Annotated in this window: 19 protein-coding genes; 5 read left to right on the forward strand and 14 right to left on the reverse strand. The window is 66.8% G+C overall.

Features of this window, described 5'->3' with window-relative positions; translation table 11 throughout:
• Positions 1-2: 2 nt before the first annotated feature.
• From OHB41_RS37800 to OHB41_RS37815, 4 genes are read left to right on the forward strand one after another with little or no spacing between them, the layout of a single operon-like run.
• On the forward strand, positions 3-974 hold the full coding sequence (locus OHB41_RS37800) for a carbohydrate ABC transporter permease (RefSeq protein WP_266703737.1): 972 nt from the start codon (positions 3-5) through the stop codon (positions 972-974).
• Entirely contained in the window at positions 971-1846 is an 876-nt protein-coding gene (locus OHB41_RS37805; protein ID WP_266703739.1) for a carbohydrate ABC transporter permease, read from the forward strand. The genes OHB41_RS37800 and OHB41_RS37805 overlap by 4 nt, the downstream gene beginning before the upstream one ends.
• Positions 1847-1885: 39 nt before the next feature.
• Entirely contained in the window at positions 1886-3487 is a 1602-nt protein-coding gene (locus OHB41_RS37810; RefSeq protein ID WP_266703741.1) for a glycoside hydrolase family 13 protein, read from the forward strand.
• Between the two features lie 55 nt (positions 3488-3542).
• Positions 3543-5720 (forward strand): discoidin domain-containing protein, encoded by a 2178-nt coding sequence (locus OHB41_RS37815; protein WP_266703743.1) that lies wholly within the window; start codon positions 3543-3545, stop codon positions 5718-5720.
• On the opposite strand, the gene OHB41_RS37820 is transcribed toward OHB41_RS37815, so the two are convergent.
• From OHB41_RS37820 to OHB41_RS37885, 14 genes are all read right to left on the reverse strand, one after another.
• Positions 5689-6501 carry an ABC transporter ATP-binding protein gene (locus OHB41_RS37820; RefSeq protein ID WP_266703745.1) on the reverse strand — a complete coding sequence of 271 codons (813 nt, stop codon included), beginning with the start codon at positions 6499-6501 and terminating at the stop codon, positions 5689-5691. The two genes, OHB41_RS37815 and OHB41_RS37820, sit on opposite strands and share 32 nt — an antisense overlap.
• Before the next feature lie 24 nt (positions 6502-6525).
• Entirely contained in the window at positions 6526-7344 is an 819-nt protein-coding gene (locus tag OHB41_RS37825) for an ABC transporter permease (RefSeq protein ID WP_266703747.1), read from the reverse strand.
• The gene (locus OHB41_RS37830) at positions 7341-8114 is read right to left on the reverse strand and encodes an ABC transporter permease (RefSeq protein ID WP_266703749.1); all 774 of its coding nucleotides are present in this window, start codon (positions 8112-8114) and stop codon (positions 7341-7343) included. Before OHB41_RS37830 ends, OHB41_RS37825 begins: the two co-directional genes overlap by 4 nt.
• Positions 8111-9082 carry an ABC transporter substrate-binding protein gene (locus tag OHB41_RS37835; RefSeq protein ID WP_266703751.1) on the reverse strand — a complete coding sequence of 324 codons (972 nt, stop codon included), beginning with the start codon at positions 9080-9082 and terminating at the stop codon, positions 8111-8113. Before OHB41_RS37835 ends, OHB41_RS37830 begins: the two co-directional genes overlap by 4 nt.
• A 162-nt stretch (positions 9083-9244) precedes the next feature.
• Entirely contained in the window at positions 9245-10180 is a 936-nt protein-coding gene (locus tag OHB41_RS37840; RefSeq protein ID WP_266703753.1) for a PDR/VanB family oxidoreductase, read from the reverse strand.
• Positions 10177-10359, reverse strand: a complete 183-nt coding sequence (locus OHB41_RS37845) for a hypothetical protein (protein ID WP_266703755.1) — start codon at positions 10357-10359, stop codon at positions 10177-10179. The genes OHB41_RS37840 and OHB41_RS37845 overlap by 4 nt, the downstream gene beginning before the upstream one ends.
• Positions 10356-11420, reverse strand: coding sequence for an aromatic ring-hydroxylating dioxygenase subunit alpha (locus tag OHB41_RS37850; protein ID WP_266703757.1), 1065 nt, complete (start codon positions 11418-11420; stop codon positions 10356-10358). Before OHB41_RS37850 ends, OHB41_RS37845 begins: the two co-directional genes overlap by 4 nt.
• Before the next feature lie 331 nt (positions 11421-11751).
• Positions 11752-13017: a site-specific integrase gene (locus tag OHB41_RS37855; RefSeq protein ID WP_266703759.1), complete on the reverse strand. Its 1266-nt coding sequence runs from the start codon at positions 13015-13017 to the stop codon at positions 11752-11754.
• A gap of 1212 nt (positions 13018-14229) precedes the next feature.
• Positions 14230-15114, reverse strand: coding sequence for a phosphotransferase family protein (locus OHB41_RS37860; RefSeq protein ID WP_266703761.1), 885 nt, complete (start codon positions 15112-15114; stop codon positions 14230-14232).
• Positions 15111-16487: a helix-turn-helix transcriptional regulator gene (locus tag OHB41_RS37865; protein WP_266703763.1), complete on the reverse strand. Its 1377-nt coding sequence runs from the start codon at positions 16485-16487 to the stop codon at positions 15111-15113. Before OHB41_RS37865 ends, OHB41_RS37860 begins: the two co-directional genes overlap by 4 nt.
• Before the next feature lie 307 nt (positions 16488-16794).
• A complete protein-coding gene (locus OHB41_RS37870) occupies positions 16795-16992 on the reverse strand; it encodes a DUF397 domain-containing protein (RefSeq protein ID WP_261722860.1) in 198 nt (65 codons plus the stop codon).
• A 12-nt stretch (positions 16993-17004) separates the two neighbouring features.
• Positions 17005-17907 carry a helix-turn-helix domain-containing protein gene (locus OHB41_RS37875; RefSeq protein ID WP_266703768.1) on the reverse strand — a complete coding sequence of 301 codons (903 nt, stop codon included), beginning with the start codon at positions 17905-17907 and terminating at the stop codon, positions 17005-17007.
• Between the two features lie 463 nt (positions 17908-18370).
• The gene (locus tag OHB41_RS37880) at positions 18371-18856 is read right to left on the reverse strand and encodes a TrmO family methyltransferase domain-containing protein (protein ID WP_319647612.1); all 486 of its coding nucleotides are present in this window, start codon (positions 18854-18856) and stop codon (positions 18371-18373) included.
• A gap of 75 nt (positions 18857-18931) precedes the next feature.
• Positions 18932-20317 carry an NsdA family TPR-like regulatory protein gene (locus OHB41_RS37885; protein ID WP_266703772.1) on the reverse strand — a complete coding sequence of 462 codons (1386 nt, stop codon included), beginning with the start codon at positions 20315-20317 and terminating at the stop codon, positions 18932-18934.
• 275 nt (positions 20318-20592) lie between these two features.
• On the opposite strand from OHB41_RS37885, the gene OHB41_RS37890 reads away from it, so the two are divergent.
• Entirely contained in the window at positions 20593-21081 is a 489-nt protein-coding gene (locus OHB41_RS37890) for an ATP-binding protein (RefSeq protein WP_266703774.1), read from the forward strand.
• The last annotated feature ends 35 nt before the right edge of the window (positions 21082-21116 follow it).

Here is a 21116-nt window from a genome sequence, read left to right on the forward strand (position 1 = left end):
TCATGAAGACCGCATCGAAGCCCCCCGCAGCGTTCCCTCCGGCCGCCGTCGGCGCGCCGGAGGTACCGCGGTCGGCCGGGCGCCGGCCCGGGGGACCGTGGCGCCGGCGCCTGGCCGACCAGTCCCGGGCCTACGCCTTCCTGATCGGCGGCGTGCTCTGCTTCGCGCTGTTCTCCTGGTACCCGGCGATCCGCGCGGTCGTGATCGCCTTCCAGAAGTACACACCGGGCAGCGGCGGCGAGTGGGTCGGCACCGCCAACTTCACCCGGGTCTTCCACGACCCGGAGTTCACCGCCGCCTGGCGCAACACCCTCACCTTCACGCTCCTCGCCCTGCTCATCGGCTTCGCCGTCCCCTTCGTGATGGCCCTGGTCCTCAACGAACTGCGGCACGCGAAGGCCTTCTTCCGCGTCGTGGTCTATCTGCCGGTGATGATCCCGCCGGTGGTCAGCGCCCTGCTGTGGAAGTGGTTCTACGATCCCGGAGCGGGCCTCGCCAACGAGACGCTGCGCTTTCTGCACCTGCCGACCTCGAACTGGTCCAACGGTGCCGACACCGCCCTCGTCTCCCTGGTGATCGTCGCCACCTGGGCCAACCTCGGCGGCACCGTCCTCATCTACCTCGCCGCGCTCCAGAGCATCCCCGGCGAGCTGTACGAGGCGGCCGAGCTGGACGGCGCGAGCCTCCTGCAGCGCGTCCGGCACGTGACGATCCCGCAGACCCGCTTCATCATCCTCATGCTGATGCTGCTGCAGATCATCGCCACCATGCAGGTCTTCACGGAACCGTTCGTGATCACCGGTGGCGGTCCCGAGGACAAGACCGTCACGGTGCTCTACCTGATCTACAAGTACGCCTTCCTCTACAACGACTTCGGCGGAGCCTGCGCGTTGAGCGTCATGCTGCTCGTCCTGCTCAGCGCCTTCTCCGCGGTGTACCTGAGGCTGACCCGCTCGGAAGGGGACGACGCATGAGCACCCGCACCCTGGTCTCCCCGCTCACCCTGGCCCGCCCGCGCGGCAAGGCCGTCTACTGGACGGTCTTCAGCGGTGTCGTCCTGCTCTTCGCGGTGGCCTTCCTCTTCCCCGTCTACTGGATGGTGACCGGCGCCATGAAGTCGCCGGACGAGGTGACGCGCACGCCGCCGACCCTCGTACCCGACCGGTGGCACCTGAGCGGCTACACCGACGCGTGGGACCTGATGGACCTGCCCACGCACCTGTGGAACACGGTCGTCCAGGCAGCGGGCGCCTGGCTCCTCCAACTCGTCTTCTGCACCGCCGCCGCGTACGCCCTGTCCAAGCTGAAGCCCGCCTTCGGCAAGGTGGTCCTCGGCGGCATCCTCGCCACCCTGATGGTCCCCGCACAGGCGCTCGTGGTCCCGAAGTACCTGACCGTCGCGGACCTGCCCCTCATCCACACCAGTCTGCTGAACTCACCGCTCGGCATCTGGCTGCCGGCCGTCGCGAACGCCTTCAACCTCTATCTCCTCAAACGCTTCTTCGACCAGATCCCGCGTGACGTCCTGGAGGCCGCCGAGATCGACGGCGCCGGGAAACTGCGCACCCTGTGGTCGATCGTGCTGCCGATGTCCCGGCCCGTCCTCGGAGTCGTGTCGATCTTCGCCCTGGTCGCCGTCTGGCAGGACTTCCTGTGGCCGCTGATGGTGTTCTCCGACACCGAGAAGCAGCCCATCAGCGTGGCGCTCGTCCAGCTGTCGCAGAACATCCAACTGACCGTGCTCATCGCCGCGATGGTGATCGCGAGCATCCCCATGGTCGTGATGTTCCTGGTGTTCCAGCGGCACATCATCGCCGGGATCAGCGCGGGCAGCACCAAGGGCTGACGCCTGTACGTGACCTCCTCGAACGAAAGGCAACGCACCGTGGGACAGCCCCGCCCTGCCCGAAATCAGTCCGCGTGGTGGCGTTCAGCCGTCATCTACCAGGTGTACGTCCGCAGCTTCGCGGACGGCGACGGCGACGGCACCGGCGACCTCGCGGGTGTCCGCGCCAGACTGCCCTACCTCGCCGAACTCGGGGTGGACGCCCTGTGGTTCAACCCCTGGTACCGCTCACCCATGGCCGACGGCGGTTACGACGTCGCCGACTACCGCTCCATCGACCCGGCCTTCGGGACGCTCGCCGAGGCGGAGAAGCTCATCGCCGAGGCCAGGGAACTGGGCATCCGCACCCTCGTCGACATCGTGCCGAACCACGTGTCCGACCAGCATCCGTGGTTCCAGGCGGCCCTGGCGGGCGGCCCGGAGCGCGAGCTGTTCCATTTCCGCCCCGGACGTGGCGAGCACGGTGAACTCCCGCCCAACGACTGGCCGTCCCAGTTCGTCGGCTCCGCGGAACCGGTGTGGACCAGGCTGCCCGACGGCGACTGGTACCTCCACCTCTTCACCCCCGAACAGCCCGACCTCAACTGGGAGCATCCGGCCGTCCGCCAGGAGCACGAGGAGATCCTGCGCTTCTGGTTCGAGCGGGGGGTGGCGGGGGTCCGCATCGACTCGGCCGCCCTGCTCGCCAAGGATCCCGACCTGCCCGACTACGTCGAGGGCCGCGACCCGAACCCGTACGTCGACCGTGACGAACTCCATGACATCTACCGCTCGTGGCGGTCGGTCGCCGACGCCTACGACGGCATCTTCGTCGGCGAGGTCTGGCTCCCCGACAGCGAGCGCTTCGCCCGCTACCTGCGCCCGGACGAGCTGCACACCGCCTTCAACTTCAGTTTCCTGTCCTGCCCCTGGGACGCCGGACGGCTGCGCACCTCCATCGACGAGACCCTCGCCGAGCACGCACCCGTCGGAGCGCCCGCCACCTGGGTGCTGTGCAACCACGACGTGACACGCACGGTCACCCGTTACGGACGCACGGACACCGGCTTCGACTTCACGGCCAAGGCCTTCGGCACCCCCACCGACCTGACTCTCGGCACCCGCCGGGCGCGCGCCGCCGCCCTGCTCTCGCTCGCCCTGCCCGGTGCCGTCTACGTCTACCAGGGTGAGGAACTGGGGCTGCCCGAGGTGGAGTTGCCCCTCGACAGCATCCAGGACCCGATGTACTTCCGCTCCGGCGGCACGGACCCGGGCCGGGACGGCTGCCGCGTCCCGCTGCCCTGGGACGCCGAGGCCCCGTACGCCGGATTCGGCGGCGACCCCTGGCTGCCCCAGCCGGCCGACTGGCCCCACTACGCCGCCGACCGCCAGTCCGAGGACCCCACCTCGATGCTGAGCCTCTACCGCGCCGCGCTTCGTGTCCGCCGCACCGAACCGGGTTTCGGCGACGGCCCGCTCAGCTGGCTGCCCGCGGACGAGGGCGTGCTGGCCTTCGCCCGCACGGACGGTCTGCTCTGCGTCGTCAACCTGGCCGACCGACCGGTCGAGCTCCCCGAACACTCCGAACTCCTGCTCGGCAGCGCCCCGCTGGACACCGACGGATTCCTCCCACCGGACACGGCGGTGTGGCTGCGCGCCTGAGACCGCCGAACCGCACACCGCTATCCCCGCACCCCCACCTCGAAGGGATCAGCACATGCACAGCAGGAGAACTGTCAGGCGCATGCCATTGGCGTGCGCCGCGGCCGTCGCCCTCGCCGCGGGCATGCTCGGCGCCACCACGGCCCACGCCGCGGTCGCCGCGGCGGGCGCGAGCCTCCCCTTCACCTCCGTCGAGGCCGAGTCCGCCACCACCACCGGCACGAAGGTCGGCCCCGACTACACGCAGGGCACTCTCGCCTCGGAAGCCTCCGGGCGGCAGGCCGTAAGTCTGTCGGCGGGCCAGCGCGTCGAGTTCACCGCCCCGCGCGCGGCCAACGCCGTGAACGTCTCCTACAGCGTCCCCGACGGCCAGTCCGGCACACTCGACGTGTACGTGAACGGCACGAGGATCTCCAAGACGCTCGCCGTGACCTCCAAGTACTCCTACGTGGACACGTCCTGGATCGCCGGCGCCAAGCAGCACCACTTCTTCGACAACGCCCGGCTGCTCCTCGGCCAGAACGTCCAGGCCGGCGACAAGATCGCCTTCCAGGCCACCTCGACCCAGGTCACCGTCGACGTGGCGGACTTCGAGCAGGTCGCCGCCGCCGCGTCCCGGCCGGCGGGGTCGGTGTCCGTCACCGACAAGGGCGCGGACCCCAGTGGCCAGGGCGACTCCACCCAGGCCTTCCGGGACGCGATCTCCGCCGCTCAGGGCGGCGTCGTGTGGATCCCGCCGGGCGACTACCGGGTGACGTCCTCGCTCAGCGGCGTCCAGAACGTGACCCTCCAGGGCGCCGGCGGCTGGTACTCCGTCGTCCACGCGTCCCGCTTCATCGACCAGAGCAACTCCTCGGGCGGCGTCCACCTCAAGGACTTCGCGGTCATCGGCGAGGTCACCGAACGCGTCGACTCCAACCCGGACAACTTCGTCAACGGCTCGCTCGGCCCGGGAAGTTCGGTCTCCGGGATGTGGATCCAGCACGTCAAGGTCGGCCTGTGGCTGACCGGCAACAACGACAACCTGGTGGTCGAGAACAACCGCATCCTCGACACCACCGCCGACGGCCTCAACCTCAACGGCAACGCGCACGGCGTCCGCGTCAGCAACAACTTCCTGCGCAACCAGGGCGACGACTCGCTCGCCATGTGGTCACTGAACGGCGCGGACAGCAACTCCAGCTTCGAGAGCAACACCATCTCGCAGCCGAACCTCGCCAACGGCATCGCGATCTACGGCGGCACGGACATCAGCGTCAGGAACAACCTGGTCTCCGACACCAACGCGCTGGGCAGCGGCATCGCCGTCTCCAACCAGAAGTTCCTCGACCCCTTCTCCCCGCTGGCCGGCACGATCACCGTCGACGGCAACACGCTCGTGCGCACCGGGGCGATCAACCCCAACTGGAACCACCCGATGGGCGCGCTGCGCGTCGACTCCTACGACAGCGCGATCAACGCCACCGTCAACATCACCAACACGACGGTCACCGACAGCCCGTACAGCGCCTTCGAGTTCGTCTCGGGAGGCGGTCACGGCTACCCCACGAGCAACATCAACGTGACCGGGGCGACCGTGAAGAACACCGGGACGGTCGTCGTCCAGGCCGAGACACCCGGCTCGGCGAGGTTCAGCAACGTCCAGGCCACCGGCGTCGGCTCGGCCGGTGTCTACAACTGCCCGTACCCGAGCGGCTCGGGCAGCTTCACCGTCGCCGACGGCGGCGGCAACTCCGGCTGGAGCAGCACCTGGTCGGACTGCTCGGCCTGGCCGCAGCCCGGCCAGGGCAACCCGCCCCCGGACCAGAACGCCAATCTGGCCAAGGGCCGCCCGGCCACCGCCACCGGCTCCCAGGACGTCTACACGCCGGGCAGGGCCGTCGACGGCGACGCGGGCAGCTACTGGGAGTCCAGCAACAACGCCTTCCCGCAGGCCATCACGGTGGACCTCGGCTCCTCGCAGGCGGTCCGCCGGCTCGTCCTGAAGCTGCCGCCGTCCTCGGCGTGGGGCGCGCGCACCGAGACCCTGTCCGTGCTGGGCAGCACCAACGGCTCCGCCTACTCCACGGTGGTCGGTTCACAGGGCTACCGCTTCGACCCGGCGACCGGAAACACCGTGACGATCGCCCTGCCGGCCGGTACCGGCCTGCGCTACCTGCGGCTCAACGTCACCGCCAACACCGCCTGGCCGGCGGCCCAGTTCAGCGAAGTGGAGGCGTATCTGACCTCGTGACCTCCGCCCCGCGCTTCGCCGCCTGGATCTGCTCGTACACCTGGGTCCGCAACTCGGCGAAGCGCGGGGCCACCCGGGTGTGCAACTGGTCCCGCTCCTCGGGCAGGTCGACCTTCAGCTGCTCCCGTACGACGGTGGGGGAGGCGGAGAGGATCAGGACCCGCTCGCCCAGGTAGACCGCCTCGTCGATGTCGTGGGTCACGAACAGGACGGTCATCCCGCGCTGCCGCCACAGCCGGCGCACCAGGTCCTCCAGATCGGCGCGGGTCTGCGCGTCGACCGCCGCGAACGGCTCGTCCATCAGCAGGACCTCGGGCTCGTACGCCAGCGCCCGCGCGATCGCGACCCGCTGCTGCATCCCGCCGGACAGCTGCCACGGATAGGCCCCCACGGCGTCGGACAGACCGACGGACTCCAGCGCGTCGGCGACCAGCTCGTGCCGCCGGAGCCTGCTCAGCTTCTTCTGCTTCAGCGGGAGTTCGACGTTCTCTCCGACCCGCATCCAGGGGAAGAGGCTGCGCCCGTACTCCTGGAACACGAACGCCATGCCGGGCGGCGGCCCGCTGACCGGACGTCCGGCGAGCCGTACCTCGCCCGCCGTCGGCGTGAGGAGCCCGCCCACGCACTTGAGCAACGTGGTCTTTCCGCAGCCCGACGGGCCCACCAGACAGACCAGTTCACCCGTGTCCACGGTGAAGGTGAGGTCGCGGACCGCCTCCACGCGGCGTCCCGACCCCTCGTAGACCTTCCGCAGGCCGGTGACGACCAAAGACGCGTGCATGGACCGCCCTTTCGCGAGCGAGCGTCACGGGGACCGCCGGGAGGAGTCCCGGAGTCCGTGGTACCAGCCGAGCACCCGGCGCTCCACGAACTGGAAGACGACCGAGAGGAGAAGGCCGAGCAGGCCCAGGACGAGGATCCCGGTCCACATGTCGGGGATCGCGAAGCCGCGCTGGAACTGCACGATGGTGAAGCCGAGGCCGTTGGTGGCCGCGAACATCTCGCTGATGACCATCAGGATGATGCCGATGGACAGCGCCTGGCGCAGGCCCGCGAAGATCTGCGGGCTCGCCGCCCGCAGGACCACGTGCCGCAGCCGGGCGGCGCCCGTGACGCCGTACGAACGCGCCGTCTCGGCCATGACGGAGTCGACGGCCCGCACTCCCTCGACCGTGTTGAGCAGGACCGGCCAGACGCAGCCGCTCGCGATCACGACGACCTTCATCGTGTCCCCGATGCCCGCGAACAGCATGATGACCGGCACGAGGACGGGCGGCGGCACCGCGCGCAGGAACTCCAGGACCGGCTCGCAGAACGCCCGCACCCGCCGGTACGAGCCGATGACCACGCCCAGCAGGACCCCTACGACGGCCGCTGCCGCGTATCCGCCGAGCAGCCGCAGCACGCTGGGCACCAGGTCGGCGCGGAGCCGGTCGCCCGTCCAGACGTCCGGGAAGGTCCTGAGGATCGTGCGCAGCGGTGGCCAGTAGACGTCGGTGCTGCCGTCCGAGGCGAGCCACCAGCCGGCGACCAGAAGCGCGGGGAGCGCCACGACGAACAGCACGCGCGGCAGGAGGGAGTTCCAGGCGTTCGGCCTCGTCCGGCCGGACGGGAGGCCCGTCACACCGCCACCTCCCCGCGCACCGACTGGTGCCAGGCCAGGGCCCGTCGTTCCACCGCGCGGGCACCCACGTTGATCAGCAGCCCGAGCAGGCCGGTGACCACCACCAGCGCGTACAGGTCCGGGACGGCCTGCGAGGACTGGGCGACCGCGATGCGCGCACCCAACCCCGGTGCCCCGATGACGAGTTCGGCCGTCACGGCGAGGATGAGGGCGACCGCGGCCGCCAGCCTGACACCCGTCATGACGTAGGGGAGCGCGGTGGGCCACAGGACGTGCCGGGTGCGTGCCCAGGGGCCGAGGCCGTACGAGCGTGCCGTCTCCTCCGCCACCGGGTCGACGTCGCGGACGCCGTAGAGGACCTGGACGAGGATCTGCCAGAAGGAGGCGTACACGACGAGGAGGAGGACCGAGCGCAGTTCGGTGCCGTAGAGGAGGACGGCGAGGGGGATCAGCGCGACGGAGGGGATCGGGCGCAGGAACTCGATCGTGGAGGCCGTGGCCTCGCGCAGGTACGGCACGACCGAGACGACCAGTCCCACGACGACGCCGGCGACGACCGCGGTCACCAGCCCCAGCGCCCAGCCGGTGAGGGTGTCGCCGAGGGCCGTCCAGAAGGCGCCGTCGGTGGCCTCCTGCCCGAGCGCGTCGGCGATGCGGCTGGTCGGCGGGAAGTAGGCCGCCTTGACGAGGCCGAGCCGCGGCGCCGCCTCGCCCAGGGCGAGGAAGGCCGCGAGCCCGGCCGTACCGAGCGCCGCGTTCGCACCCCTCACGGCAGCAGTTCGTCGAGATCGGGGGCCGACTTGAAGAGCCCGTCCTGCTCGCCCAGTTTCTCCAGCGCCTCGATCGACGCGCGGTTCGGCTCGGCCGGCCACTTCGGCAGGGTCACCTTCGCGAGGACCGCGGCGGGGATCTTCGTGTACGAGGTGACGACGGAGCGGACCTCGTCAGGGTGGGCGTCGGCGTAGGCGAGAGACTCCGCGGTGGCCTCCTGGAACCTCTTCACCACATCGGGGTTCTTCTGTTCGTACTGGGTGGACGTGAAGTACATCGCCACGGTGAGGTCCTTGGCGACGTCGACCAGGGACGAGGCGATCTCCGTGCCGCCCTGGCTCCTGACGGTGGCGAGCGCGGGCTCGACCACCATCGCCGCGTCGATCTGGCCGCTGTCCAGGGCGGCGGGCATCTGGTCGAAGGCCAGCTCGACGAACTTCACCCTGGAGGGGTCGCCGCCCGCCTTGCGCACCGACTCGCGCACCGCTGTCTCGTTGATGTTCTTCAGCGTGTTGACGGCGACTTTCTTCCCCTCCAGGTCCTTCGCCGATGTGAGGGCACTGCCCTTCTTCACCGTGATGGCGCCGAAGTCCTTGCCCGTCAGGCCCGTTGAGGCGGCACCGTTGGCCACCGCCTTCACCGGCACGTTCTGGCTCCGGGCGATCATCAGCGAGGTCATGTTGGAGAAGCCGAACTGGAACTGGCCGCTGACGACGCCCGGGACGATCGCGGCGCCGCCCTGCGCGGTCGTCATGGAGAGCTTCAGACCGCGTTTGCCGTAGAAGCCCTTCTGCCGGCCAAGGTAGAGCGGTGCGACATCGACGATGGGGATGATCCCGACCTTGACCGTGGTGGTACCGCCGGACGACGCGCCCTTGTCCGACGTTCCGGAGTCGTCGGACGAGCCACAGGCCGACGCGGTGACCAGGAAGGTTCCGACCGCGAGACCGGCGAGCAGACGACGCATGGCTCCTCCTGTGCAGACGACAGTGTTCCGACAGGCTGTGCGCACACCGCACAGTGGTGCTCAGCGGAAGGTAGAACTCCCGTACGACGCGGTCAATGGCCTTAGCTGACAATATTGTTGACAGTTACCGAAGCGTGCTCCCCGGCCGCTCGAGCCGGATGCCTACAGGTCGAGCACGAGCCGCTTCCCCCGGCATCGGGAGACGCAGATGAGCATGGTCTCGCCGGCCGCCCGCTCCGCGTCGGTGAGCACCGCGTCCTGGTGGTCCGGGGTCCCCTCGAGGACGTCCGTCTCGCACGTGCCGCAGGTGCCCTCGGTACAGGAGAAGAGCACCTCGACGCCGGCACCCCGCACGGTGTCGAGCACGGAGACGTCCGCGGGGACGGTCAGGGTGCGGCCGCTGCGTGACAGGACGACCTCGAACTCGCCGTCGGCGCCCGGCTCCTGGGCCTTCGGCGTGAAACGCTCGACGTGCAGCAGCCCGCTGGGGCAGCGCTCCTCCACCGCGTCCAGCAGCGGACCGGGACCGCAGCAGTAGACCAGGGTGCCCGCGGGAATGCCGGAGAGCACGGAGTCGAGGTCCAGCAGCCCGCTCTCGTCCTGGGGAGCGATCGTCACCCGGTCCCCGTACCGGCTCAACTCCCGGACGAACGCCATGGAGCCGCGGGACCGTCCGCCGTAGAGCAGCGTCCACTCCGCGCCCGCCGCCTGCGCCGCGGCGAGCATCGGCAGGATCGGGGTGATGCCGATGCCGCCCGCGACGAACCGGTAGCGGGGAACGGGAGCCAGGGCGAAGTGGTTGCGGGGGCCGCGGACGCGGACCCGGTCGCCCACGTCCACCCGCTCGTGCACGTACGAGGACCCACCGCGGCCGTGCGGCTCCCGGAGCACCGCGATCCGCCACGTTCGGCGCTCCGCCGGGTCGCCGCACAGCGAGTACTGCCGCTCCAGCCCTGGGCCGAGCCCGACGTCGATGTGGGCGCCCGGCTCCCAGCCGGGGAGTTCGTCGCCGAGGGGGTGGCGCAGCGTGAGGGCGACCACTCCCTCGGCCACGAAATCCCGTCGCGCCACGACGAGTTCGGCTTCGTAATCGGTCATCCTCGGCTTCCTGGGGGCGTGTGTCCCTCGGGGTGGGCGAGCATCCACTCCCACATCTCGACCGGATCCTGGGCGGTGTGCTCGGCGCCGCAGTGGCAGGTGCCGTGCAGGACGTCGGTGCCCGGGAGCCAGTCGACGCGGTAGACCTCGCCGTGCGCGAGGCGGGGTGCCGGCCTCACCGGACCCTCTCCGTCGGCTTGTCGCCCTCCTCGGCCAGCCGGGCGAGGATGCGGCGGGCCGCGAGACCACCGGTGTCGATGTTGATGCTGAGTTCCTGGTACCCGTCGCGTTCGGTGCCCAGCGTCCGCTGCAGCAGGTTGAGCGCGTCGACGTCCTGCATCACGACCGTGTGGTTGAAGTCCCGCAGGAACGCGGTGACTTCCGTGTCCTCGCGGGCGAAATCCCGGGAGACCGCCCAGAAGTCGTAGACGTGGCCGTCGCGTGAGGGGGTGATCGCATAGGTGATCTCGGTGTGGAAGGCGTTCGGATCGCCGCCGTCCCCCTCGGGCAGCACCCCGACCGGCGCGACCCGGCTGTGCAGCAGATACAGGCACGGTGCGTGGTACTCGATGTCCTGCCAGCGGGTGATCCGGCCCTCGATGCCGGTCGAGCGTGCGTAGAACGGCGGGCAGGCGGCATCGTCCATGCGCCGGCTGACCCGCACGATGCCGGCGCCCTCGTCGACCTCCGTCGTGATCGGCGTCTCGGCGACCTCGGGGGTGCCGATGTATCCGCCGTGCAGATAGGTCTCGTGGGAGAGGTCGAGGAGGTTGTCGACGAGCAGCCCGTAGTCCGCGTCGATGGGCTCCATGCCCGAGACCGTGGTCCAGTCCGGAGAGTCCATGTGCGGGGCCCGCGGGACGGTCCCCGGGTCGGCGAGCGCCGGGTCGCCGACCCACACCCAGACGAACGAATCCTGTTCGAGGACCGGGTAGGACGCGACCCGGGCCGTGCGCGGTATGCGTTTCTGCCCCGGCACGTACACGCAGGTGCCCGTGGTGTCGTACGTGAACCCGTGATATCCGCACACGATCCGGTCACCGTCGAGCCGGCTCTCGGAGAGCGGGAACCTGCGGTGCACACAGCGGTCGGCCAGGGCGACGGCCGCCCCCTCGTCCTCCGTCCGGTAGAGGACGAGCGGTTCGCCCAGAACCGTCCGGGCGAGCAACTCGCGCCCCACCTCGTGGGCGAGGGCGGCGACGTACCACTGGTTCCTGGCAAAAGCGGTGATGTGCGGCATGAGAGGGGTCCCGTCATCCTCGACGTCGTGTCGAGAACACCATGACGATGGCGCCTCCACCCCGGCAATAGGACTTCCGTCGGACGGAAACTCCCTGGTCAGCCGCTTGCTGCCTGCCACGTGGTATTCAGTTCGCTTCACCGCTCCGGTCGAGACCGGGAGAGGTGCACTTTCTGGTCCTGCACTCGCGGGGTCGAATCGGGGTCGAATCGAGCGCTTCGACCGTTCCACGGGTCGATGCGCCCTCTTGCCGCGATGGTTAGCCTCGCTTCGTTGTCGAGTCTTTCACATTAGGGGCGGACCGGGTCAAGTCCCCTTCTCAGACTCGCCATCAGGCCGCTTGTTCCCTGGACGGGTCCAATGGGGTAAACAAGCCGCTGAATGTCGTGACGGCCACGCCCTCCACGGCTCGCGGCGGGTGGGCGTAGGTCTCCCATGTCTCGGCGAACCGCGCATGTCTGCTGAGAGCCTGAACCGTCTTCGGGTCGTGCTGACCGGACGCGCCAAGCTGAGACGTGTAGAAGTGCTTGAGGTCATGGAACCGGGTCTCTGGCGGCAGCCCGGCCAGCCTGACGGCGGCACGCCACTTCTCGTTGAAGTCTCGGCCCGAAACTGGCCGGCCGTACCGGTTGGTGACGATCAACCCCTCGTCTGGCGGCGGAACCCAGCCGCGGCGTCGGCGGTCACCTTCCGCACGGTGACTCACCGACGCGAATTGGGGGAATCGCTCGATGTGCTTCCTCAGCTTGTCGATGAGGAAGGCGTCGACAGGCAAAGTTGCTGCGCTGGCCTTGGTCTTGAGCTTCGCCGACTTGCCTCCCTGTCGCTGTTCCTCGATGTACAGGAGGCCCTCCGACCAGTCGACGGATGTCTTCCTGAGGCCGATGGCTTCTCCTTCACGGAGGCCTGCGCATGCGGCGATCCACACGAAGACCTCGAAACGTGGCTCGACTTCCCGCATCGCGGCAGCGAGGCGGTTGACCTGCTCTGCGCTGAGGGAGACTTTGACACGCCCCTCCACTTCCGGCAGCTCGATCCGTGACACGACGTTCGCCGGCAGGGGCACGTCCTCGTCGATCATGTAGTTGACGAGGATGCGCCAGGTTTTGAAGATCTGAACACCGTAGACGCCACCAACGGTGGGTTGGTCGATCAGGTAATCCACGAGGGCCATGCTGTGCTTGCGGCGCAGCGTCCGGGCGATGTACTTCCCGAGGAACGGAATGATGTGGACCCGGATGTGCGTGTCGTACGTGTCAGTCGTGTTCTTGTTCTTGTTCTTCTTCCTTCTGCGTTCAAGAAATTCTTTGGCGTAAAACTCGACTGTTTCGTTACCCAGGTCTGGATCGACCCAACTACCGTTGCGGATCTGGACTCGGACTTCGTCTAGATGGTCACGCGCTGCCTCCCACGTGTCGAACGCTGGACGACGCCCCTTTCCGTTCGGATCCGTGTAACGAGCCTGCCATTGCTGACCCCGTCCGTGGTCAGCTGAAGGGTAGAGCGGATTCTTCTTTGTGCCGCATTTGCATGGTATGTCACCTGGTTTCGGATATCTTTTGTGCCACCGATCAAACGGTGCATCGGACTCGGCCATGTGCCTCTTTCGTGGGTGAGTTTCAGATTTTCTAGCGCCTGTGGTACCTAGGGGTCCTGGAGCTTGGGTGGGTGGGCAAGTGCGCCGCTCTTGATGCGCTCGAAAAGGTCGTTGACCTCATGCTCGCTGTAGCGCACCCGGCTGCCATTTCTGTTACCTCCACGGTTGTTTCCCGGTCCTGGCCGGTAGTACGGGCCAAGAGGATAGGCGCGCAGAAGACCGCGATTAGTCCACCGGCGCCGAGTTGAAGGTGAAATGCCAAGTCGCTGTTCCACCTCACGGGGCATCATATAGCGATCGACGGAATCCGATGGAGTGGTTTCGGGTGTCCTTATTGAATTGCTTATTGAGGCGCCCAAGTCTGCATTTTCGGGTTGACTCGAAGCCGAAACCCTCCTGCTTCTGAACCTGGCATCCGGCAAGATCCAGCCTCCTGTGGTCACGTCTCCTCACCCGTGGTGGGTTGACCTGGACGTCAAGCTCGCTGTGCGAGCGCGCCAGAGCCGCTCATCTACAGGTGTTTATGTATGGAGGTGACGCTAGCTCAACCGCTCTGGATGCGACAGATCCAATGTGTGCGCTATCGCTGCTTATGTGGTGCTATGTCGTAAACACTTGTAGATGAAGGTGAGAGGTGTCGCCCTCGTATGCCGCTTCCAGCGGGACGTGAGGGCGGACTGCTGACCTACGCATGCGATGGCAGAGGCGCGAGTCGGTCCATGAAGGCGGGACCTCTTGCGGATCCAACGGCCAAGTAGATGAAGAGGGACTCCTTGTAGCGTCGCGCGGCAAGCTGGGTGTCCCCGTGCCTCCTCCGCGGCGCTGCCCAAGAGTTCTAGGGCGGCGGCTTCGCCGGCGAGTTGGTCGGCGGCCTGGCATGTGTCGTGCGCGACACGCACTTTGCGCAGGGCTCCTTCCTAATCGTGCGCTGCTGCGTCGCCGAAAGCCCAGGAACGAGAGGGCTCGTTCCTGGGTGTCCCAATCAGGGGAAAGGGCATGGGTGAGAGGATGCCGTACGTGCTGGCGAGGTAGTGAATCGATTCGCCAAAGGAGGTTGGCGTCACGAAAAGGCTCCCGATGCAGCGGCGTGAAAAACAGGGCTGTCCTAGCCGGTATCAGCTGCTGGCAGCATGGAACCGCTGCGGGGAGAGGTTACTTTAATGCGGACTGTGCGACTACGCGCAGGTGGGCATTGCGAATCTAGGGTTGTGTCTAGGCCACAGCCTTCCAGTGCCATGGCCGTGGACCTGCAAGCCCGCGCACGCATTCGACTCGATATCTTGCTTGCTCCAGCATCACAGGATTGTCGTCGGCTGTTTGCAATGCGAATGACGTAAGTCGAAGTTCTCGAATATCGCGCAGCGTGGGATAGCCGGCCCAGTCCATGACGTCGTGGCCGTAGGATTCGCAGAATTTCACGTACGCGGATCGAGAGATTTTGCCAAACGTATCCGCAGCCACGGCTGTCGAAGTGAGATCCCACTCCGGGGGCCCTACCGCAGTGCGCTCAAAGTCCATCAGAAAGACGCCGTTGTGGGTAACCGCAGTGTTGCCGCCCCAAGCGTCGCCATGAACGACGCATGGCCGTAGGCCCTGCGGCAGGTCGGTCCATGCTGCCTGGAGATCTTCTAGTCGTCGAAGGAGCCACGCTTGATCTTCTCGACTGGCAGACTGGGAGGCCTTGATGCGGTCCGCGATACGCACGAAGGGGGCTATCTCTCCCAAGGCGAAGGGTGGGGATGGCAACTCGTGTAGACGGCGCAGGAGTGGAGCAAGGTCCGACTCGTCGCCGGCGCGGTGTGGTGGTAGCTCTTCCCAGAATGTCGCTGTGCGCCCATCGACAGTTACGGGCTGGTCTGTGTCCAATGGCCGTACTGCTGGAATGCTGTTCTGTGCAAGCCATCGTGTGACTTGTACTTCGCGGGCTGCAGCGGCAGATTGTCCCCTACGCGCGATCCGCACAACGACTTGCCCGGGAAGACGCCATAGGTCGTTCTCGGCCAGACGGATGGGCTCCGCACCGTTCGGACTTAGGCCGACCGCCTGCACGATCTTCTCCAGAACATCGAACGACTCTTGGATGCGGGGAGACGTCATGCCTGAACAGTAGTGCGGATGCGTTCGCGCAGATCAGCGACTCCGACGTTGCGGCTGCGTGAAGCCGCGATGCGTCGCAGCTCCTGGACGTCGTCAACGGCGCGTTGAGAGCGAAGGCGTCCCACCTCGTCGAGGGCGCGGTGGCCAACCGCCACAGCTTCCTGCGGGTCGCCGGTGGCCATACGGAGCGAAGCGAGCTTCGTCCCGGAGAGAGCACGGGATCGCACGTATCCGTCTCCGTGCTCCTCGATCGCGATCTTCAGACGGTCGGCTGCCGCAGCTGGAGAATGGCCGGCGAGAATCGTCAGGTCGAAGAGCGCGTGGCCTGTGTCGCCGTGATGTTGTGCGCGGTCGTAGTAACTCATCCACGGGGCGTCTTCGCCTTCCGCGGCGTGAGAGAAGATCTCGTCCGAATGGCCAATCGCTCGAACTGCTGCGTCGATGTCTCGCATTTTGGCGTGGGCGCGGGCGCGCGCGTTATGTAACATCGCCTGCTCCTTCGGCGTCAGACGATCAGAGCGCACAAGGCCGTTCTCCGCGTGAGTCAGCCCGTCGTCTGGTTCTCCGACCCAGATCGCCTGACGGGCCAGCCAGTTCATCGCCGACGCCCGGAGATGCCAATTGCCAGCATGTTCAGCGAACTTGACACCTGCGCCCAGGTAGAACCGCGCGTCATCGTGCTCGTACGCATCAAAGGCGCTCGCGCCCATGACGATGGCGAGGCGGCCGACCGCAGTAAACAGCTCGGGTTCCAGGCGACCGGGGCATCGCACGTCGAGGAGAGACGTGGCCCAGCGGTACAGGCCGATCGACGCGCTGCGGACGAGACCTGCACCTCCATACTGGTTATCCCACTGGGCAAGAAGGGTCGACGCCATCCATACCTGCTCAACGTCGTCGTTACGGATGACCTTTGGCAGTGAGGCATGGCCAAGCGCTCCCACTCCTATCGGGCCCAGTACGGCGGCGCCACCAGCGAGGAACGACCGACGTTCCACGTCACTCCCATCGACTTCAGCAAGTGTCCTTGCCTCTAGCGTGCCCGGAGCGGCCAGGTTCGAGGCCTCTACCAAAGCTTCGGACCGGAGCTTGTCCGCATCACGGCCCTGGCTGTCCGCATCCGCCTCGACGCGGCGCCAGAGCCGTCGCAGCGCACCCCTTGCATCAAGTGCATCATCCAGCGAAGCCGCCAGGTCGGCGTTGCATGGTCGCTCTGCCTTCTCGATCCTCTGGATTGAGGACCCGCTGAGGTGCACCTTTGCCCCGAGGGCGGTGGTTGAGAGGCCTCGCAGTTCACGCCAAGTTCGCAGCTCTACCCCGAACCAATGCGCCATGGACTGCGAGTCATCGAGAGGCCTGGGCTTCTGTGGCATGACGTCCCCCTCGACAGTCTGATGCGGACAGTTTGCCGTGCACGTCCACTGTCCGCATCAGCATCTCCCGAGAGTGGTTCGAATCCTCGGGTGAGCAGCGAACAGGCGTGATCACGGCCATTTTGTACACCGCCGGACTCATCTCAACGTGTGTGACGGCATTGTGACGTAATGTCAGTTTTACTCTGTGGGATGCGCCTGAGGTGCGGGGCCCGGCTGTAGGGGCTGGTGGCGAAACTTTCGTCGTGAACGTGCTTCGGCCTGGCAGCCGAATGCGCCGGGCCGAAGCACGTTCACGACGGCTGCGCTAGGAGGAGATCTCCCCGTGCTTCACCGCGCTGATGAACGTCATCCAGGCGTCGCCTTCGAAGGTGTGGTGAGGGCCATTCGGATCCTTCGAATCGCGCACCTTCACCCGCGTGGCAGCAAGGAAGGCGGCCTCTACACAGTCCGTTGACGGTTGGCCGCTGTAGCTGCTTTTGAACCAGTTGGGCTGTTCGATCACGTGTCTTCCTCGTTAGGCGCGCAGGTGCTTCTTGCTGGCCTCGGCGATCAGCTCCGCCGAGGACTCGATTGAGAGGGCTTCGGCTTGCAGGTAGTCGAACGCTGCTGAGTACAGCCGGCGCTCCTCGTCCTGTTCCAGGTACAGCGAACCCGACGTGTTCTCTGCGTAGATGACGTCGAAGTCAGGGTCTGCGGCTCCGAGAATGATGAAGCCGGTCAGTGCCGCGGAGTATGCGCCTCGGTCGAACGGCAGGATCTGCACAGTGGTGCCCGGTGCCGAGCCGCGTTCGAGCAGGTGATCGAGTTGCTCGGTCATGACGTCAGGTCCTCCGACGCAGCGACGGAGGACGGATTCGTCGAGGAGGACGTGATACCGAGGGCGGGTCGGCTGATCGAGCAGCTGCTGCCGTCGCATGCGGGTATCCAGGAAGGATGTGACTTGCTCCGGCGGCAGTTCGTAGCCCGGTGTGCCCTTGATTGACCGAGCGTAGCTGCTGGTTTGCAAGAGTCCGGGGACAACGCTTGAAGCGAACTGACGGAGGCTGGTGGCCTCGTTCTCCAGAGCGATCAGCATGCCCAATGTGCTCGGCACGGAACCTGCGCCCGGTACCCACCACCCGTTGGTGGCTTTGGACGTCTTGGCCAGTTCGACCAGGGCGTCACGCTCTTCGTCCGAAGCGCCGTAGACCCTGCAGAGCTGGTCAACTTGGTTCCAGCGGACGTTCCCTTTGCTGGTCTCGTATCGGCTCACTGTGGCCTTGGAGACGCCGGCGCGGTCGCCGGCCTCCTCAGCGCTGAGGCCCTTGGATCTGCGGAGCTCCAGCAATCGGAACGCCAACTGGCGGCGGCGGGTTGTCGGGCCGGGACCTGGAGTCGGCTCGACGGCTCGCCTGGAGCCGAGCGGCTCGTCGGTCATGCGGCCCCCTCAGGACATCGTGCTTCCAGTGTCAGGTTCAGCTCGTAGTAGCCACAAGGAAGTTACACGGCGGACCAGCCGCGGCGTTACGGGCCTGGCAAATCGTGGATCGCTCATGCGGACACTTCCGCCATGAGCGTTACATGAGGAGCGATACGCGCTACATACTCCACCTCAGCCGCTCCACGAGTAGTTGCTCGGGGACGGTGAGCGATCTCGATCCGAGTGCGTCACCCCCACCGCGAGGACAGCCGCCATGATCCCTTCGACTCAACTCCAACGTACGGAGTCCCCTGCGCGTCACGCGGGGATGGTCGACGGGCTTGGTGATCGTGTGACAGCGCGAAAGCAGCCTATGTATCGCCTCAGGTCCAGACGGGGCCGGCGCGCGACCGTCGGGCCCTTGAGGCGCGGTGGATTCGATAGTGGCTTGGCTGACTTCGTTGCCGCCTACCGTGCCGCGTTAGCGTTCGGAAGCGTCTCGCCAGTAGTCCCGCAGCATTTCGCTTGGCCAAGAGGGCTGTCGTACGGGGCCGCGCGGGAGCATCTCCTCGAACACCGCTACTACGTCAACCACGAGCGTGCCGTCATCCGCATCGAGATCGGTGACATGCAGATCGTGCCCTTCAACGCGAAGCAGGCGTGGGAACGACGTGGCGAGTCGAGCTGGCCGTCGGTGGTTGTGGTGCACGAAGGTCCCTGTGGCTGGCCAGGCCGGATTGTCGCGAGGGCTGCGAGCATGCAGTGCGACGTCGTCGGGAGACCCGAAGTTAAAAAACCAAGTGACTTGGATGTGCGAGAACTCCTCGATCCCCTGCAGCGTCTCCAGCGGAAACTCCGGATGCAGCCGGATGATCGATTCCGTGCCGCCCTTGAAGTCGTCGAGCCGCCCCGTGTGCCCTCCCACCACGGTTGCGATGACAGGCACTTCGATGGACTTTGTGGACACGACTTTCCCCTTCTCCGCTGTGAGCAGGGCGGGACGCATGGCTTGTTCATGGTCGTCCTCGCCACGACGGCGCCGTCAGGCTACTCGTTCGAGTACCGCCTTAGCCCGCTCGTCGATCTCTCCAGCTGCTGTGATCCCTCGGTTCCGGAAAGGGGAGAGCACCCTGCGCATGTTCACGACGGCCTCACGCGCCCTGCCCGACTGAACCCCTTCCATGGCGTCCAAGGCTTGGGCCCACGTATGGCAGGCGGCTTCAACGTTGCCTTGGTGTGCCTGCACCGCGCCCATGTAGCCCAGGGTGACAGCGTGCGTCCGGCTGAAGGTCTCGGCCTTCCTGGTCAGCACGCTGTTTCGGAACTCGCGAAGAGCTCCTTCGAGGTCACCAAGAGTCCACAGGGTGCGTGCCGTCTCGTGGGCCAGGGACGCTTGCTGGAAGAACCACACCCGATGCGGATCACTGTCGCCGTCCCCAGCGGCGGCGAGGTCGTCCTCAGCTCGGAGGAGCGCTGCTATCGCCTCGCGCCTCTGGCCGTCCATGGCAAGGCTGCGGGCGCGGACAACGCCGAGCAGCGCGCGCTCACGTGGTGTCGCCAGGGTGTACCGCTTGCGGTCGACGGAAGCTGTCGCGAGCCGCACTCCCGTCCCGGGGTGTCCCAAATCGATTGCCTGATGGGCCATGGCCCGGAGGATATGGCCGGCCAGCGGTGCTTCGTCGGCTTCTGCGGCGAGCTTCAGTGCCAAGGTGAAATAGCGTCGCGCTGCCTCGTGTTCGGAGGCGTCGAAGCTCATCCAGCCAGCCACGTACACGGCTTCGGAAGCTGCGGCAAGCAGGTCTCTGCGTGTTTCATCGTTGGTGAAGACACCGCCTACGTATTTCGCGACGTCATCGAGAATGTACTGGCGCAGGGCTGTGCGACCGTCCATCCCGCCGTGTCGCTGGTCCCGTCTGGAGAAGAACTCAGTCATCTCGCGGACAGCGGCAACCTCGCTGACGCCGATGTGGCGGAAGGTTGCGGCAGGGCGCGACCTGGCGCGTTCCGGTGCGTCGTCCCACCACTGCTGTCCGGGCAGGACCAGGCCGCCTACCGAGTAGGCAGCGCCGGCCAGCAGTTGGCGGCGTTCCAAATCCACGTCGCTTCTCCCGAGATCCACCAGCGCGGTCAGCGTATCGACGCGCCACTCGGATGCCGGGTCGGCATCAGTGGGCGATACCGAAAGCCCGATTTCCGCCAGAGTGACCGGGCGTTGCAGCCGTCGAGACAACGTCTCACACAAGATACGGGGTGCCCTGCCGCTTGGACGGGTGCCAGAGATCCACATCGCGATGTGCGAACGACTCATGCTCAACAGTTCATGCGCACCGACCTCGGCGGCGACCCTGACCACCGCCGCGGCGACCTTGGGCTGCGACCAGCCCGTCTCCGCGATCACAGCGGCCAGTTGTTCGTTCCTGTGTGCCATCCGACGTCCCCGTTCACAAGAGAACGATCTTTGACGGGTTTGACGGCATCGCGGACTGGCCGGGGATACCAACCCGTCGTCATTCACGGTTCGCTCAAGGTCAACGAAACCACCATCTGCCTTTGCCCGGGAGGACATCCGGTGAAGACCAGCCACGCGTCTGGTGCCAACGCCAGGACCCTTCCCGGCTCCGCTAGCGCTGGCATCGACGCCTTCGGGGCGGCTGAGGGCCGGGTGGCGTCGCCCTCGGGGGCGTGCGTACTCAGGAGGCAGTCATGAACGAGCCCACGACTGCGGACGGCTGCAACGACGCCCCGGAACAGCAGAAGAGTCTGACGCTGGCCGCCAACGATCTCGCACCCAGCGAGGCCCGTTCCTTCACCCGCGACGTACTCACGGCTTGGGAGTTCGAAGACCTTATGGATCAAGCCGTGTTGATCGTCAGCGAACTCACCACCAACGCTGAGCGCCATGGCCGGCGCGATGAAAGGGCCGAGGGCGCTTCATCGGGCCCACAGGGCAAGAGGGACGAGGAGATCACGCTGACCCTCGCGGTCCAAGCCGAGGTAGTGACGATCGAGGTTGAGGACAACTCTCCCTATGCCCCGGTCCAACGGGTTCCCGACCAAGACGCGACCAGCGGGCGTGGCCTGTGGCTCGTCTCTGCGATGGCCGACAGCTGGACCACACGTCCTACCGAGGACGGAACCGGCAAGCGGGTGCTCGCCTTCATCAGCCGCCCTGAACCGGGCGTTGCTTCCTGAACATCTCCACCCCTCTCGCCTCTCTTTGGAGACCC

This window comes from Streptomyces sp. NBC_01571 (genome assembly GCF_026339875.1).
Lineage (GTDB): Bacteria > Actinomycetota > Actinomycetes > Streptomycetales > Streptomycetaceae > Streptomyces.

Excerpts from the sequence above, each read along its gene's own strand:
- OHB41_RS37890 (WP_266703774.1), top strand. The coding sequence starts at position 20,593 with ATGAACGAGCCCACGACTGCGGACGGCTGCAACGACGCCCCGGAACAG.
- OHB41_RS37885 (WP_266703772.1), bottom strand. The coding sequence starts at position 20,317 with ATGGCACACAGGAACGAACAACTGGCCGCTGTGATCGCGGAGACGGGC.
- OHB41_RS37820 (WP_266703745.1), bottom strand. The coding sequence starts at position 6,501 with ATGCACGCGTCTTTGGTCGTCACCGGCCTGCGGAAGGTCTACGAGGGG.
- OHB41_RS37815 (WP_266703743.1), top strand. The coding sequence starts at position 3,543 with ATGCACAGCAGGAGAACTGTCAGGCGCATGCCATTGGCGTGCGCCGCG.
- OHB41_RS37875 (WP_266703768.1), bottom strand. The coding sequence starts at position 17,907 with ATGACCGACGAGCCGCTCGGCTCCAGGCGAGCCGTCGAGCCGACTCCA.
- OHB41_RS37835 (WP_266703751.1), bottom strand. The coding sequence starts at position 9,082 with ATGCGTCGTCTGCTCGCCGGTCTCGCGGTCGGAACCTTCCTGGTCACC.
- OHB41_RS37865 (WP_266703763.1), bottom strand. The coding sequence starts at position 16,487 with ATGCCACAGAAGCCCAGGCCTCTCGATGACTCGCAGTCCATGGCGCAT.
- OHB41_RS37800 (WP_266703737.1), top strand. The coding sequence starts at position 3 with ATGAAGACCGCATCGAAGCCCCCCGCAGCGTTCCCTCCGGCCGCCGTC.
- OHB41_RS37850 (WP_266703757.1), bottom strand. The coding sequence starts at position 11,420 with ATGCCGCACATCACCGCTTTTGCCAGGAACCAGTGGTACGTCGCCGCC.
- OHB41_RS37840 (WP_266703753.1), bottom strand. The coding sequence starts at position 10,180 with ATGACCGATTACGAAGCCGAACTCGTCGTGGCGCGACGGGATTTCGTG.
- OHB41_RS37860 (WP_266703761.1), bottom strand. The coding sequence starts at position 15,114 with ATGACGTCTCCCCGCATCCAAGAGTCGTTCGATGTTCTGGAGAAGATC.
- OHB41_RS37855 (WP_266703759.1), bottom strand. The coding sequence starts at position 13,017 with ATGGCCGAGTCCGATGCACCGTTTGATCGGTGGCACAAAAGATATCCG.
- OHB41_RS37805 (WP_266703739.1), top strand. The coding sequence starts at position 971 with ATGAGCACCCGCACCCTGGTCTCCCCGCTCACCCTGGCCCGCCCGCGC.